This is a genomic window from Lysinibacter cavernae, from assembly GCF_011758565.1.
Classification (GTDB): domain Bacteria; phylum Actinomycetota; class Actinomycetes; order Actinomycetales; family Microbacteriaceae; genus Lysinibacter; species Lysinibacter cavernae.
Genome location: NZ_JAAMOX010000001.1, coordinates 981,170 through 995,970 on the forward strand (window position 1 = coordinate 981,170; position 14,801 = coordinate 995,970).

Annotated in this window: 10 protein-coding genes; 3 read left to right on the plus strand and 7 right to left on the minus strand. The window is 61.1% G+C overall.

Annotated features, from left to right (window positions below):
- Positions 1–2: 2 nt before the first annotated feature.
- The 3 genes from FHX76_RS16220 to FHX76_RS16655 all read right to left on the minus strand — a co-directional run bounded on the left by FHX76_RS16220 (position 3) and on the right by FHX76_RS16655 (position 5,614).
- Positions 3–1,313 (minus strand): ComEA family DNA-binding protein, encoded by a 1,311-nt coding sequence (locus tag FHX76_RS16220; protein WP_243848577.1) that lies wholly within the window; start codon positions 1,311–1,313, stop codon positions 3–5.
- A 118-nt stretch (positions 1,314–1,431) separates the two neighbouring features.
- A complete protein-coding gene (gene leuS / locus FHX76_RS04410) occupies positions 1,432–4,032 on the minus strand; it encodes a leucine--tRNA ligase (RefSeq protein ID WP_243848578.1) in 2,601 nt (866 codons plus the stop codon).
- 88 nt (positions 4,033–4,120) lie between these two features.
- Positions 4,121–5,614 carry a chorismate-binding protein gene (locus FHX76_RS16655; protein ID WP_167148292.1) on the minus strand — a complete coding sequence of 498 codons (1,494 nt, stop codon included), beginning with the start codon at positions 5,612–5,614 and terminating at the stop codon, positions 4,121–4,123.
- Between the two features lie 86 nt (positions 5,615–5,700).
- On the opposite strand from FHX76_RS16655, the gene FHX76_RS04420 reads away from it, so the two are divergent.
- Complete coding sequence (locus FHX76_RS04420; RefSeq protein WP_167148294.1) at positions 5,701–6,543, plus strand: aminotransferase class IV; 843 nt, start codon at positions 5,701–5,703, stop codon at positions 6,541–6,543.
- Here FHX76_RS04420 and cydC read toward each other — a convergent pair whose 3' ends face one another.
- The 4 genes from cydC to FHX76_RS04440 form a co-directional block, all read right to left on the minus strand.
- Positions 6,544–8,268, minus strand: coding sequence for a thiol reductant ABC exporter subunit CydC (gene cydC, locus FHX76_RS04425; RefSeq protein WP_167148296.1), 1,725 nt, complete (start codon positions 8,266–8,268; stop codon positions 6,544–6,546).
- Positions 8,265–9,944 carry a thiol reductant ABC exporter subunit CydD gene (gene cydD / locus FHX76_RS04430; protein ID WP_167148298.1) on the minus strand — a complete coding sequence of 560 codons (1,680 nt, stop codon included), beginning with the start codon at positions 9,942–9,944 and terminating at the stop codon, positions 8,265–8,267. Before cydD ends, cydC begins: the two co-directional genes overlap by 4 nt.
- A gap of 172 nt (positions 9,945–10,116) precedes the next feature.
- Positions 10,117–11,148, minus strand: a complete 1,032-nt coding sequence (gene cydB / locus FHX76_RS04435) for a cytochrome d ubiquinol oxidase subunit II (protein WP_167148300.1) — start codon at positions 11,146–11,148, stop codon at positions 10,117–10,119.
- A gap of 14 nt (positions 11,149–11,162) precedes the next feature.
- Positions 11,163–12,605 carry a cytochrome ubiquinol oxidase subunit I gene (locus FHX76_RS04440; RefSeq protein ID WP_167148302.1) on the minus strand — a complete coding sequence of 481 codons (1,443 nt, stop codon included), beginning with the start codon at positions 12,603–12,605 and terminating at the stop codon, positions 11,163–11,165.
- A 203-nt stretch (positions 12,606–12,808) separates the two neighbouring features.
- On the opposite strand from FHX76_RS04440, the gene FHX76_RS04445 reads away from it, so the two are divergent.
- Together FHX76_RS04445 and FHX76_RS04450 are read left to right on the plus strand one after the other, a co-directional pair.
- The gene (locus FHX76_RS04445) at positions 12,809–13,504 is read left to right on the plus strand and encodes a DedA family protein (protein WP_386762560.1); all 696 of its coding nucleotides are present in this window, start codon (positions 12,809–12,811) and stop codon (positions 13,502–13,504) included.
- A 198-nt stretch (positions 13,505–13,702) separates the two neighbouring features.
- Positions 13,703–14,767 (plus strand): App1 family protein, encoded by a 1,065-nt coding sequence (locus FHX76_RS04450; RefSeq protein ID WP_341777858.1) that lies wholly within the window; start codon positions 13,703–13,705, stop codon positions 14,765–14,767.
- Positions 14,768–14,801 lie beyond the last annotated feature (34 nt).

Sequence of the window (14,801 nt, forward strand, 5' to 3'; positions counted from 1 at the left end):
TCTCAAACCGTGATCTGGGCTCTGAACCCGTCGAGAGTTTTGTCTCCGATACCCGTCACGCTGAGCAGATCGTCAACTGCCCCAAACGGCCCCTCGGTCTCGCGCCAATCGATAATTCGCTGGGCAAGAGCAGGACCTACCCGCGGAAGAGTCTCGAGTTGTTCAGTGGTTGCGGTATTGATATTCACGAGCGCGAGCTGACCGCTTCCGGCAGTTGCACTGCCCGACGATTCGGCGACCACCGGGGCAGGAGGTGTTTCACCCACAGCGAGTACGACCACTTGTTCGCCATCGCTCAGGAGCCGAGCGAGATTTATCGAGGCGGGCTCCGCGGTGTCAAGCATTCCTCCTGCTGCGTCGATCGCGTCAACGACTCGACTGCCTGGCTCAAGTCGTACGAGGCCAGGTGCGGAAACGTGACCGAGCACATGGATATAGAGTTGCGGATCGGTAACGCTTGCGTCAGCCGTTTCGATGTTGTCTGGCGGCGGGGCGGTGGATGCCGACCTATCTTGATCTGGCGATGCGGAGCTATGACCTGCCGGGGGCGGTAGGGGTGTGTCACCCGTGGCAACCGCCGCAGAGCGATCGTGAACCATGCCGATGACCGCTGAGACGACAATTGCAAGCACAAACACCACGGTTGCTGCCCAGGCGCTCATCTTGCTCAGTTGCCGTGGCGAGTGGAGCACCTGCGAGATTCGGCTGGTGGCTCGGGAGGTCGCCGTGCCAACAAATGCCGGGTCGACCGACGCTGTTCTTGGAAATGATGAGCCGACCAACGCGGTATCGGCCGACGAGGCGCCGACAAATGCTGGGTCGACCGGTGCTGTGTCGACCGGTGCTGTGTTGACCGATGACTCGGGCGTCAAATATCGTTCGGCGTTGCCCCGTCGCGAAGCCGTCGTCGCCGATGGGGCGCGCGTTGCGATTGGCGACGCCGACGGGTACACCTCAGCTAGGCGGAACGTCTCATCAACGACGCTCTCCTCCCCCTCAGCGACGTGCTTGGCGCCGGAGGACGCAACGCCGTCGCGTCGAGGGCGGGAAAAATCGGGAATTGAGACGGGAAGGTCAGCGGCTTCGTGGACTGTTGCGTGGAATCTACCGGGCGAACTGGACGGCGGTATTGATGGCGGCTCTGACGGCGGCGTTGAGGGCAGCGGCAACGACAGCGGCAAGGGCAGCGGCAGGCGCGAATCACCTGGCTGCACGCCGAGCGAATCTGCGAAAACCTGCGAAGGTGAGTCGGCGGTGGGTTCGAGGCCAAGCCGGCGTCGAACCGCGGTGAGCGGGGGAAGTGTGCTGGTCATGAGACCAGGCTAGGGAGAGAGGATGTGGTGGAACGAGGGGTGTTGGGAACGGTGGAAAAAAAGACTGGTCGGGATTCTGTGGAGGAGAATCCCGACCAGCCTACGTATGAAAACCTGCCTATTCAGCGGGTTTCGTGGCGATATTCACGAGCTTCGGAGCGCGAACAATCACGTTCACGATTTCGCGCCCAGCAAGTGAGCGCTGAATACCTTCGGCATCCAACGCCAGAGCCTTCAGATCGTCGCCAGAGATCTTCGGAGAGACTTCGAGCTTGGCACGAAGCTTGCCATCAACCTGAACCACGGCCGTCACCTGATCTGCCACCAGCAGGGTGGGGTCGGCCTTGCGCCAGGTAACAGTCGCAACCGTAGCCGGGTAGCCAAGGCGATTCCACATGTCTTCCGCCGTGTACGGCGCAAACATGTTGAGCGCAACGGCAATAACCTCGGCTGCCTCACGCACTGCGGGATCGGCTGGCCCAGCGCCGCTGTCGATCGCCTTGCGGGTCACGTTTGTGAGCTCCATAAGGCGCGCGATCACGACGTTGAACTTGAACGACTCTGAGAGCCCGGGAACCTCTGCGAGGAAGCGGTGTGTGTGGCGGCGAAGCGCCTGATCGCCCTTGCTCCAGTTAGCGTCTGGGGCGCTCGTGACATCCTTGGCCACGCGCCAGGCGCGGGCAAGGAACTTAGCGGAGCCCTGCACCGAGACATCCGCCCAGTCGATGTCTTCTTCTGGCGGACCGGCAAACGCGAGCGTGAGGCGAAGCGCGTCAGCTCCGTGCTGCTTGAGCTCGCTGTCGAACTCGACCAGGTTGCCCTTGCTCTTGCTCATTTTGGAGCCATCGAGCAACACCATACCCTGGTTGAGCACTGCACTGAAGGGCTCGGTGAAGTTGACGTAACCAAGATCAAACAGCACTTTGGTGATGAAGCGCGCGTACAGCAGGTGCAGAATCGCGTGCTCAACGCCGCCAACATACTGGTCAACGGGGGCCCATTTATCTGCCTCTGCGGGGTCGAAGGCCTGAGTGTTGTCCTGAGCCGACAAGAAGCGAAGGAAGTACCACGAGCTGTCAACAAATGTGTCCATGGTGTCTGGGTCGCGGCGCAGCTTGCGGCCGGTGTCTGGGTCGGTGACGGATGCCCAAGCCTCAGCAGCCCCGAGTGGCGACGCTCCCTTTGGCTTCAGGTCAAGGCCCTCGCTCGACGGCAGCTTCACTGGCAGCTGGTCTTCGGAAACAGGAATGAGTTCGCCATCTTCACCGTGCAGGATCGGGATGGGCGTGCCCCAGTAGCGCTGGCGTGAGATGAGCCAGTCGCGCAAGCGGTAGGTCTTTGCGGCCCGACCGGTGCCCCGCTCTTCGAGCAGCTCGATTGCCTTCTTAATGGCGTTGCTCTTGCTCATGCCGTTGAGTGGGCCGGAGTTGGTCAGGCGACCTTCGCCGCCGAGTGCCTTACCGGTAACGGCAGGGTCGATGCTCTCGATGTCGAAGGGTTCGATGGGGTCGCCGTTGTCGTCAAGCGCGATAACAGGAACAACGTCGGTAACGGCCTGCGTCGTGTCAACCACGATGCGAATTGACAGGTCGAAGGTCTTCGCGAAGTCGAGGTCGCGCTGGTCGTGCGCTGGCACGGCCATGACCGCGCCGTGGCCGTAGTCGGCAAGCACGTAGTCGGCTGTCCAGATGGGAAGGCGTTCGCCATTGACGGGGTTGATCGCGTAACGACCGATGAACATACCGGTCTTTTCGCGCTCGGCACTCTGACGGTCAACCTCGCTCGTCTTCTGGACGGCGGTGAGGTACGTCTGAAACTCAGCCTGAATCTCAGGCGTAGCACCGGTCACAAGGTCGGCGGCAAGGTCGGCATCCGGGGCAACCACCATGAAGGTCGCGCCAAACAGCGTGTCGGGGCGGGTCGTGAAAACCTTGACCTTCTCGTCGTAGCCTTCAACCTCAAAATCAACTTCTGCACCGATAGAACGGCCGATCCAGTTGCGCTGCATGCTCAGCACTTTGGAGGGCCAGGAGCCTTCGAGCTGGTTGAGGTCGTCAAGCAGCCGATCAGCGTAATCGGTGATCTTAAAATACCACTGGGTGAGCTTCTTCTTGACCACAACCGCGCCAGAACGCTCCGAGGTGCCGTCGTCGAGTACCTGCTCATTTGCAAGAACCGTCTGATCTACCGGGTCCCAGTTCACCCAGCTGGCCTTGCGGTAGGCAAGCCCCTTTTCGTACATCTTCAGGAACAACCACTGGTTCCACTTGTAATACTCTGGGTCGCTCGTGTGCAGCACGCGGTCCCAGTCGAAGGATGGCGCGTAGGTGCGGAAGCTGGTCTTCTGCTGGTCGATGTTGGCGTAGGTCCACTCGCGAGGGTCGATGCCGCGCTTGATTGCCGCGTTCTCGGCGGGGAGGCCAAAGGAATCCCAACCGATCGGGTGCAGCACGTCGAATCCTTGGCCGCGCCAGTAGCGCGCAACCGCGTCACCGAAGCAGAACGCCTCTGCGTGACCCATGTGCAGGTCGCCTGAGGGGTAGGGAAACATATCGAGGATGTACTTGCGCGGGCGCGGGTCGCCGGCTTTTCCTGCCGCAAACGGCTTGAGTTCGTCCCATACCGGAAGCCATTTGTCTTGAATGGCCTGGAAATCGTAGACGTCGGCGTGCTCGCCGTCGTGCTGGTTGCCCTCGGTATTGGTGTGTTGCTCGCTCAATCGGTCCTCTATCGCACGTCGCATGGCGGGCCGCAGAAATCGTGGCAGGCCCGACTATCAAGGATAGCGGTAACCGTGCTCCCCCGCTTTAGCGCAGCGCCGCCAGGAGGGCACGTGCTTTGATCTTGATCTCGTCGAGCTCTTCTGCTGGCACGGAGTCGCTGGTAATTCCCCCACCCGTACCGATCGTTGCGGTGCTGCCGCCTCCGGGATGTTGCGTCAAAACGATGCTTCGGATGACCATAGCGAGGTCTGCGGCCCCGTCATCGCTCAGGTATCCAAACGCACCAGCGTAGATGCCGCGCCGTGCGCCCTCGATGCTCGCGAGCCTCCGCATAGCTGCGAGCTTCGGCGTTCCCGTCATTGAGCCCGCGGGGAAACACGCGCGTACTGCGTCTAACACGTCGAGTCCTTCGGCCAGCTGCCCCTCAACGGTGCTGACGAGCTGATGCACCTGCGCGTAGGATTCCACCCGGTGCAGGGCGGATACGGTGACGCTCCCCCGCTCGCACACGCGTGTGAGATCGTTGCGCATGAGGTCAACAATCATAAGGTTCTCGGCCCGCTCCTTTTCACTCGCAAGGAGTTCAGCAGCCAGCTGTGTATCGAGGGCAGCAGTTGCTCCCCGTGTGCGCGTGCCTTTGATGGGCTTGGTCGTCAACCGCCCGCTTGAACTCACTGCTAAGAACTGTTCGGGACTCGAACTGATAAGCGAGGTTGCGCCCATTCGGATAAGCCCACTGTGGTGGCTCGGCGAGGCGGCACGCAGGCGGGCAAACACGTCAGCGTCCAAGACGCTGTCCGACAGCGCACGGGTGACCCGGTTCGTCAGGCAGAGTTGATATGCATCGCCCTCGTAGATGAGGGATTGGCACTCCTCGATCATGGCAAGGTAGTTGTCATCCGAGTGTCGCCAGACGGCTGAGGGGGCGGATGTTTCGGATGCGGATGCCCCGACCGGCGCCACGTCTACCGGGAGACTACCGAGACGGGTGATTGACGCAGTTTGCGCTTCTTCCCACCGGTCAAACCACTGCGTTAGCAGCGCAGGCGTTGCCGCGGTCACGGTCACGACTCCGCTGGAATGGTCAAATGCAACCACCGTGTCGGCACGCATCCAGGCGGCGACCGGCACGTGTTGATCATCGTCGAGCGGTGCGGGCGCAACGCCGAGGTCGTCGTGCAGACTCTCGTAGCCAAACCATCCGACCCAGCCGAGCCCGAGCCGCGGCACGGCAGACCCAGAATGTGAGGAAGACACGTGCTCGCCAGCGGCAAGCGGCTGGGTCACCGGATGCTCGTCAAACGTGTGCACCCTGCGCCGCGCCCCAAGCGCGCTCAGCAGGGAGCCGTGTGCTCGCTCGGCCGGCGCGGCAGGGAGATCGGCATGCCTTGTGCTGATGCGGCCCCCAGCATCCGCTTCGATGATGTCTGAGCCCTCGCCAAGATAACTGAGGCCCTCGGTCGCATCCCGGCCAGCATCAAGCCAAAACGCATAGGGCGCATCCGCATAGAGAGCGGCAAACACAACGGCGGGGTCAACCCAGTGGGCGAGGGAACGTGATCTGGCCGGCGTCTGCACTGTAATAGCCTAGAGGTGGCCGTCAACGAACCGCCAGACGCGCTCCGCAAGAGCGTTCGCAACCTTCACTTTTTTGGGAGTCCCTCGTGCACGATCTCCAGCTGTGGACCGACGGCCGCTTCTCACCAGCCACCGGTGATCTCGCCGGCAACGAGCGCGCCCTGCTGGTTGCGGATTCGTTCAGAGTGAGCAACGGGACCGTGATCGCCCACGAACTGCACCGCGATCGTTTTGTCATGGGTTGCATCCTCATGGGGTACAGCAATCCGGCGGAACTCGCCAACTTCTGGCGGGAGGCAACACTCTATCTGGCGGATGCCTCGCGTGGCGACGATCTCTTCCCCCGCGTTGAGCTACTTGCCGCAGAGGGAGGCCACCGCCTCGCGCTGCTCACTCGAAGCATCCAGCGGCTCGGCGAGGCTCCAGAATCCATCATTCTGAGCAGCAGCTACTCAGACCCGCGCCGCTTGCCAACGATCAAAGGGCCAAACATTGCCTTATTCTCGCGGCTTAACGCGCGGGCGTCCGAGACGGCCCAGTATCCGATCGCAACCGGCGACCCAGGGCCAACGCCGGTTCACGACACCATCATCTGCACCTCAGATGGAACGGTTATCGAGGGAACCACAACCTCGCTGTTGTGGTGGAATAACAACACGCTGCATCGAGTGCCAACAGCCAGGCCTCGCGTCTCAAGCGTCACGGAACGCATCCTGATCGAGGCGGCTGGCAGCCTCGAAATTCCGGTGGCGGAAACGGACGCCAAGGCGCACACGCTCGCCAATCACGAGGTGTGGGCGGTCAACGCGCTGCACGGCATCAGGCCGGTTGCCCACATCGACGGGGTGCCGACGCCGCAGGTGGATGCTGACCGGCTCGCCCGATTTGCTGAAGCGCGTGCCAGCCTGGCAACGGGTATCGGCGACTAGCTAAGCGAGCCGACCCGCGCTCAACCGAAGCGTTTGTGTGAGCTGCGCCGCGGGAACCTGCGTGTGCGAAATAATGAGCACCGCACGGTCTCCCCCTGTCGCAATCGCTAGGAGGTCCTGCATCAGCTGATCGGCGCGGTCTGCGTCAACATTGGCCGTCGGCTCGTCGAACACGATCACCGGGAATCCGGCGAGCAGCGCCCGCGCAAGGGCGATGCGCTGCGCTTGCCCTCCAGAGACAAGGGCACCGCTTTCGCCGACGCGGGAGCTCAGGCCTCCACGGTCACGCACCCAATCGGCCAACCCCACCTGGTCAAGCACCGCGAGCAGTTCGTCGTCGGAAGCGTCATCCTTCGCAAACAAGAGGTTCTGGCGAATGTCATTGTCAAAGAGGTGCGGCGATTGCTCACACAGGCCAACAACCGAACGAACGGCCCGCTGGCTCAGGTCGCGAGCCTCAACGCCGCGCACAAGGTAACTTCCGCTGTAGTCGATAAACCGGACGAGGGCCTGAGCCAGCGTGGTCTTACCCGCCCCGCTCGCGCCCTCAATCAGGATGCTGTCGCCAGGCTTCACCGCGAACGAGACACCCTGCAGCGCGAGCTCGGTTGTCCCTGGATGATGGGCCGACACGTCGCGCAGTTCGATCAGCGTCTCCGTGATCGGTTCATCTGGTACCTCGCCCGTTGCCAAATCTGCCGGGATGCCGTCTGGCAGCTCATCCGGAGCAACCGTCACCAGGCGAAGGGCGCTCGCCCGCACTTCCCTGCGAGCCGCAAGCGCGACGGGAACTGCCGAGAAGACCTCAAACACGGAGGCCGGAACCATGACCGCAGCGGCAAAGAGCGGTCCGGTGAGGCTGCCGTCGGTCACGTCGCCAGCCGTCACGAGGATGGCGAAGATTGTTGCAGCACCAGCGAGCAGCGAAACAAACGCGGCCGCAGCACCTGCGCCGATTGAACGCCTGCGCTCGGCGGCCCTGAGCTCTGCATCCGCACGGTCGACTCGCTGCAGACGATCATCGAGCGCGCCAAACGCGGTGAGCACACCCAACGATCCGAGCACGTCAAGAATTTCGTCGGCGAGGCGCCCCCTGAGGGCTGAGATTCGCGACTCGGCCGCCGCAGATACCGCGCGGTTTGCAAACACCGCGAGCCCAAACGAGACGAGCAAGCTCGCGGCCATCACCAGTCCGGCCGGCAGCGAAATAAGGCTCACGGTAATGACGCTCAGCACGAGCACAACTGTCGACATGATGATGGGTTGCACCACGCGCAGCGGATAGTTTTGCAGCTCATCAACGTCGCGGACAACTCGGCTCATGAGGTCGCCGCGAGTCGTTGAGCGAATGCCTGCCGGAGCAATAGGGAGCAGCCGCTCGTAAAACGAGACGCGCAGGGTTGACAGCTGGCGGAAGGCGGCGTCGTGGCTCGCAAGCCGCTCCGCGTAGCGGAACGCAGCCCGACCGATCGCGAACGCCCTCACGCCGACGACGGCAAACGTAATGTGCAAAATAGGCGGCTGCTCTGCTGACTTCACGATCAACCACATGCTGAGCGCGAGCAGGGCGACGGCCGAGACGTCCCCGAGCACCCCAAGGGCCACTCCCGGCGAGAACCGTTTGGGTGCAGGCATCGAGGTGCGAAGGATGGCACGCTGCTCGGCAAGAACATGCGCAGCGGGCGATGGAGCTTCGGAGGTCGAGGGTTGCGCGGCGGCGGTCATCGTGTGGTCGTCCCAACGTGCTGGTTCAGAGTAATAACGGAGTCTGCGCGGTCGGCGACGGCTTGGCGGTGGCTGACAACAACCACGGCGACGCCTTCTGCCGCAATGCGCTTGAGGGCGTCAATAACGGCGGCCTCCGCCACCGAGTCAAGGGCCGAGGTTGGTTCGTCGAGCAGCAGGACACGAGATAATTTATCGATGCGGCGAAAGAGGGCCCGCGCAATGGCAACTCGCTGGGCCTGACCGCCAGAGAGGCCTTCGCCTGATGGCCCAAGCTCCAGCGCCGGGTTGAGGTCAGATGCTGCGACATCGGCAAGCACCTGCGTGATGGTCGCTGAGGCCTGCTCTGGCGTCTGAGACGAGCCGAGCAGGATGTTCTGCGCGATGGTTCCGGCAACAAGGCCAGGCTGTTGCCCTGCCCAGGCGAGCCAGGTGCGGTCCGCTGGAGAGTCGGCATCCACAGGACGCCCGTCAAGCAGAACCGTGCCGGTGTGGGGTACAAGACCCGTCACCGTGCCAAGCAAACTGCTCTTTCCCGCGCCACTTGGGCCAACGATCACGGTGAGGGCACCGGATGCCGCGGTCATCGTCATCCGCTCGACAGCGACAAAATCGCCATAGCTCACAGAGATATCTCGAAGAACCAGCCCGGACGTCTTGGGAGCTTCATCGGCGACTGCTGCCTCCGCAGCATCAGGCTGGGCACGCTGCTGATCTTCATCAAGAATCTCGAACACGTCCTCAACGGCAGCAAGTCCCTCGGCCGCTGCGTGAAAGCTCACGCCAACCTGTCGAATCGGCACAAATACTTCGGGGACCAGCAGCAGCACAAAGAGCCCAACGGAGAGGGCGAGGCTGCCTTCGATCAGCCGGATACCAATGGCAACGGCCACAAACGCAACCGAGAGTGTGCCAGCGAGGTCAAGCACAAAGCCGCTCAGAAAGGTAACCCTGAGCACTTTCATTGTGCGCGAGCGGTAGTCTTCGGTGACCTGCTCGATCCGCTTGCTCTGACGCTCGGCACGTCCAAAAATCTTGAGGGTGGACAGGCCCTGCACCACATCGAGAAAACTTGTGGCGAGCGTATTGAGCGCCTGCCACTGCTTCTTCTGCACGCTCTGCGTTGCCCAGCCGATGAGGATCATGAACACAGGAATTGTGGGATAGGCGACAAGAATGACAACGGCGCTCGTCCAGTCCTGAGCCCAGATAATCACGACAAGAATTGGCGTGGCCAGCGCGGTCATGATGAGCTGTGGGATGTACTTGGCAAAATACTCGTCGAGCGAGTCGAGCCCCTGCGTCACCGTTGTTGTCACGGATGCCGACGAGCGCCCTGCGAGCCAGGACGGCCCGAGCCTCCGAATCGCGCTGAGGCTTGCCGTGCGCAATTCGCTTTTGGCCGTTGACGCTCCGCGGGCGGAGTTCGCGTCAACGAGCCAAATGCTGATGGCTCGGACGGCGACCGAAGCGGCAAGGCCGAGCAGGTTCGCGGCGAGGGATTCGGGCGCGATGCCCGATCGAACGCTCTCAACGACAGAGACGATCGCCTGCGAAGCAAACCACGCGAATCCGACAAGCGAGGCAACTCGGAGGAGGCCGAGCGCTGCACCCCGTGCCAAGAATCCGCGAATTGATCTGGCATACCTCAGGAGTCTCGCATCAAACGGCTTCACTCTGTTATTCTCCCAAACTCTGGCGGCACTCGCTGACAGGCGCACGGTTGGCGAGCCAAAGCCGGCCGCTCACCGGCACAAAGCGAGTTGGTTGTACGCAACAGCCCGCCGAGTCCAAGCATCCGTCACTGGATGGGTACCTGAACTGGCGGGCTGTTGGATGGGTTGCTACTTAGTGAGCGGCAACCGGGATGCTCGCGCGGGTTATGCGCTTGCGGAAGATCCAGTAGGTCCAGGTCTGGTAGGCCAGGACTAATGGAAGGGCACAGATAGCAACCCAGGTCATGAACTCAAGCGTCATCTGCGAGCTCGACGCTCCCGTGATGGTCATGTTGTTGACCGCGGGATCGATGCTCGAGATCATCACGTTCGGGAAGAGCGCCATGAACACCGTGAGCAGCGCAAACGTCATGGTCAGCACGTGCAGGGTGAATGCCCAGCCCTCACGACCCTTGAAGTTTGCCAACCACGCGCCGATGAGGGCGACCGCCGCAAGCGCAGCGAGCACAACCACAAACACAATGGTGTCGGAGCCGAGGTGCTCGATGATCGTCCAGATCAGGAAGGCAGCAGCGATCACGATCGTCACGAGGCCAACCTTGACGGCAAGCGCACGCGCACGTTCACGAATGTCTCCGTCGGTTTTGAGCGAGATGAACACGAGGCCGTGTACAAAGCAGAGCATCATGATGGTGATGCCGCCAAGCAGGCTGTACGGGTTCAGCAACGTGAACAGGTTGCCGGTAAAGATCCAGCCGCCGTTCTCAAGTCGCTCAAGTGGCACACCGTGGATGAGGTTGGCAAACGCCGTTCCCCACAGCAGCGGAGGAAGAGCCGAGCCGATGAAAATAAACCGGTCGAACCAGGCCTTCCACTGCTCGCTCTTACCCTGGTGACGATACTCAAACGAGACACCACGCAGGATCAGCGCAACGAGGATGAGCAGCAAGGCGAGGTAGAAGCCGCTGAACATGGTCGCATACCACTCGGGGAATGCGGCGAACAGACAGGCACCTGCCACGATGAGCCAGGTTTCGTTCAGGTCCCAGATGGGCCCGATGGTGTTGATCACAACGCGGCGATCGGTGTCGTCTTTCGAGACAAAGGGAAGGCTGATGCCAACGCCGAAGTCAAAGCCGTCAAGTACGAGGTATCCCACAAGGAGAACACCAACAATAAAGAACCAGATGTATTGCAGTTCCATGAGTTCCTCTCCTTCTAGTAGACCGTGGCAAGTTTGGTGTGGTCGACGTCGCTGCCATCTTCTGGCACCTCAATCGCTGGCGGGCCGGCTTTTGCGGCCTTGATGATGAGCTTGTACTCAACCACTGCGAGTCCGCCATACACCAGGGTGAAGACGACGAGCGAGATGAGAACTGAAAGCCCTGTCACTCCCGGCGAAACGCCCGACTCCGTGGTCATCAACCCAAACACGATCCAGGGCTGACGGCCCATCTCGGTGAAGATCCAGCCAACGAGCGAGGCAACCATCGGAACCGGTGCGGTCCAGATCGCGATCTTCCAAGCGATTGGCTTGACTTCGCGGTTCTTGCGGGTCAGCCACAGGCCAACAACCGAGACGAGGGCCGCGAAGATGCCGAGGCCCATCATCCAGCGGAATGCCCAGTAGGTCACCCAAATGATGGGGGCAAACTGGCCGTCGGATGGGCACGCAATGTTGCTGCCACCCGAGCAGTAGAGCTCGGTGTATTCGCGCTGCAGGTCGTTGATGCCCTCAACCGTTCCGTCGAAGGTGTGAGTTGACAAGAAGGAGAGCAGGTACGGGATGCGTACGGAGAAGATCTCGTGAGCGCCGTCCGGGGTGCCAAGGCTGAAGAGCGAGAAGGATGCTTCTGCCCCTGATGCCGTGTTATACAGACCTTCTGCAGCGGCCATCTTCATAGGCTGGGTCTCAACCATGACGAGGCCAAGCTGGTCACCGCTGAGGGCGGTTCCTGCGAAGGCGACGATGTTGGTCCAGAGTCCGAAGCGAAGGGCAGTGCGCATGGTCTCCATGTGCTGCTTCTTCGAGAGGTGCCAGGCGGCAACCGCAACGATGACGCACGCGGCGAACATGATCGAGGCGAAGATGGTGTGCGGGAACTGGGTCAGCGCAACGGGGTTCGTGAGCACCGCACCGATGTCGGTGAGCTCGGCGCGTCCACGCTCCGCGTTGATTTCGTAGCCAAGCGGGTTCTGCATGAAGGCGTTGGCTGCGAGGATGAAGTACGCGGACATGATCGACGCAATTGAGGTGAGCCAGATCGACATCAGGTGAATCTTCTTCGGCAGCTTGTCCCATCCGAAGATCCAGACACCGATGAAGGTTGCTTCAAGGAAGAATGCAAGCAGGCCCTCGATCGCGAGCGGCGCACCGAAGATGTCACCGACAAAGCGCGAGTAGTCGGACCAGTTCATGCCGAACTGGAACTCCTGCACAATTCCGGTCACAACTCCCATGGCGAAGTTGATCAAGAAGATCTTGCCAAACAGTTTGGTCAGCTCAAGGTATTTCACCTTGCCTGTGCGAACCCAAGCGGTCTGCAAGATCGCTACCAGCAGTGCCATTCCCAGGGTGAGTGGAACGAACAGGAAGTGGTAGAGCGTGGTCAGCCCAAATTGCCATCTGGCAAGTAAGAGCGGGTCGAGAAGTTCGTTCAATGCGTACTCCAAAGAGTCAAGTCTCTTGTATAAAAAGAGGCTCACGAAAAAGAACCTGTCAGGATGGTCATTCCTGTGGATCTGCGAGCGGTAGTGCTCAACAAAACTTATTTTACGCTGTTGCCAGGCTACTCTCAGGTTTATTCAGTTGCAATAAGGTTGCATAGTACGACGTCGAACTACTTCTTACTGAAAGCGGGCCTGTGAACGAGATCTTCGATTCAATAGGCAACCTCTTTAATGGGAGTGGTTCTGTCACCGATATCCTCGACTCGATCCTCCTCAGCATCCAGTCGGTAGGCCCGGTTTGGCGGGCAATCATTGCCGGAATCGCCATGATGCTTGAGACCTCAGTGCTCATCGGGCTCATCGTTCCCGGCGACACGATCGCGATCGTTTCGAGCCTCGGTTCCCAGTCGGTTGGTGAGTCGGCAATTCTGTTTGCCGCGCTTGTTCTTGGAGCGCTCACCGGCGAGTCGCTTGGGTTTGCCCTTGGCCGGTTTCTGGGCCCGCGCATCCGGCACAGCTGGTTGGGCCGACGGATTGGCGAACCGACATGGGTACGCGCCGAACGCTACCTCGAACGCCGCGGCGGCATAGCCGTCTTCGCGTCACGCTTCCTGCCGGTGCTGCACTCCGTTGTCCCGTTGACTGTTGGTATGAGCACGATGACGTATCGGCGGTTTCTTGCGTGGACGGCCCCCGCCTGTGTCGTCTGGGCTGCGGCCTACGTCACTGTCGGCTACACCGCCGCAGCGAGCTACGAACAGCTCTCTCAGTCGCTGCACTGGGCCGGTTACGTCTTTGTTGGCATCATCGTGTTGTTCATCGTCGGCGTCTACGTGACCAAGCGCATCGTCCATGCCGCCGAGCAGAAGCATATGCACACCGAGGAGTGACGGAGCGCAACGCGCGTCCTCCCCCGGCCCTCAGCAATCGGCCTGACCCAAATGTGCCGCAGAACATGAACATAGGCATGTTTGGGTCAGGTCGATTCACGCCGTTGGGTTCCTGGCATTAGCTGCGGCCTGGCTGGGAATCTGGTCATCGCTTGTGGGAAATAGTGTTCTTGAGTCTCTATCTCCTAGAATAGTTTGGTGGATACTCCCGAAAACGCTTCTTTGCCCGCGGAGTCCACCCGACCCGTCTTGCTTGCCCGTATCGACGATTGGATACATGTCCGACGAGCGAGGCGCGCTGTCAAACGCGGCAAAATACCGACTGTCATTCCCTATATCGGCTACGGAAAACCCGATTGGATTCGGGTCCTCGGCCGCGTCCTGTATCTGAAGCCCGGCTCAACACATATGTCTGGCGTTCGCGTCGACGAGCAGCAGGCCTCGCGGGTTCGGGGCTGGCGCAGCTTTATGAGCGTGCACGTTCCCTTTTTAACCGTAACCGTTGAGGTTGACGGCGTTGTGCTTGGCGAGGTCACAACAGACAGAGGGGGCGTCATTGACGCTATCGTTCCGGCGACCCTTACTCCAGGTTGGCACAGCGTGCGTCTGAGCGTGAACGGCAACGAGGTCAGCGGATGCCCCGTCTACGTTGTCGACCCGGCAGCGCACTTCGGTGTGATTTCTGACGTTGACGACACCGTCATGATCACCAAGTTGCCAAAACCGTTTGTTGCCGCGTGGAACTCATTTGTTCGCCACGAACAGGCTCGCGTACCCACGCCTGGCATGGCCGTTTTTATCGACCGTCAAATCTCGAGCCATCCTGGTGCCCCGATCATTTACCTGTCGACGGGTGCCTGGAATGTGGCTCCAACGTTGACTCGGTTCCTGTCACGCAACCTTTACCCGATGGGTCCGCTGTTGCTCACCGACTGGGGCCCAACAACCGACCGCTGGTTCCGCAGCGGGCGCGAACACAAAGAGCGCGAGTTGCGCCGCCTCGCGGCCGAGTTCCCAGAGGTCAAGTGGTTGCTCATCGGCGACGACGGACAGCACGACGAGGCGCTGTACCACGAGTTCTCGCTCCAGCATCCAGACAACGTCGCTGCCGTCGCGATTCGCCAGCTCACCACGGGAGAGGCCGTACTTGCCGGGGGGCGGAGCAAGGCCGAACTCCACACAAGCGTGAGTGGTGTCCCTTGGGTTTACGGTCCCGATGGTGCGACGCTTGCGCGCCTGATCAACGACCTGCCAAAGAAGTAGTCGCGCGCTCGTCCGGCCCGAACGCTCTAGGCTG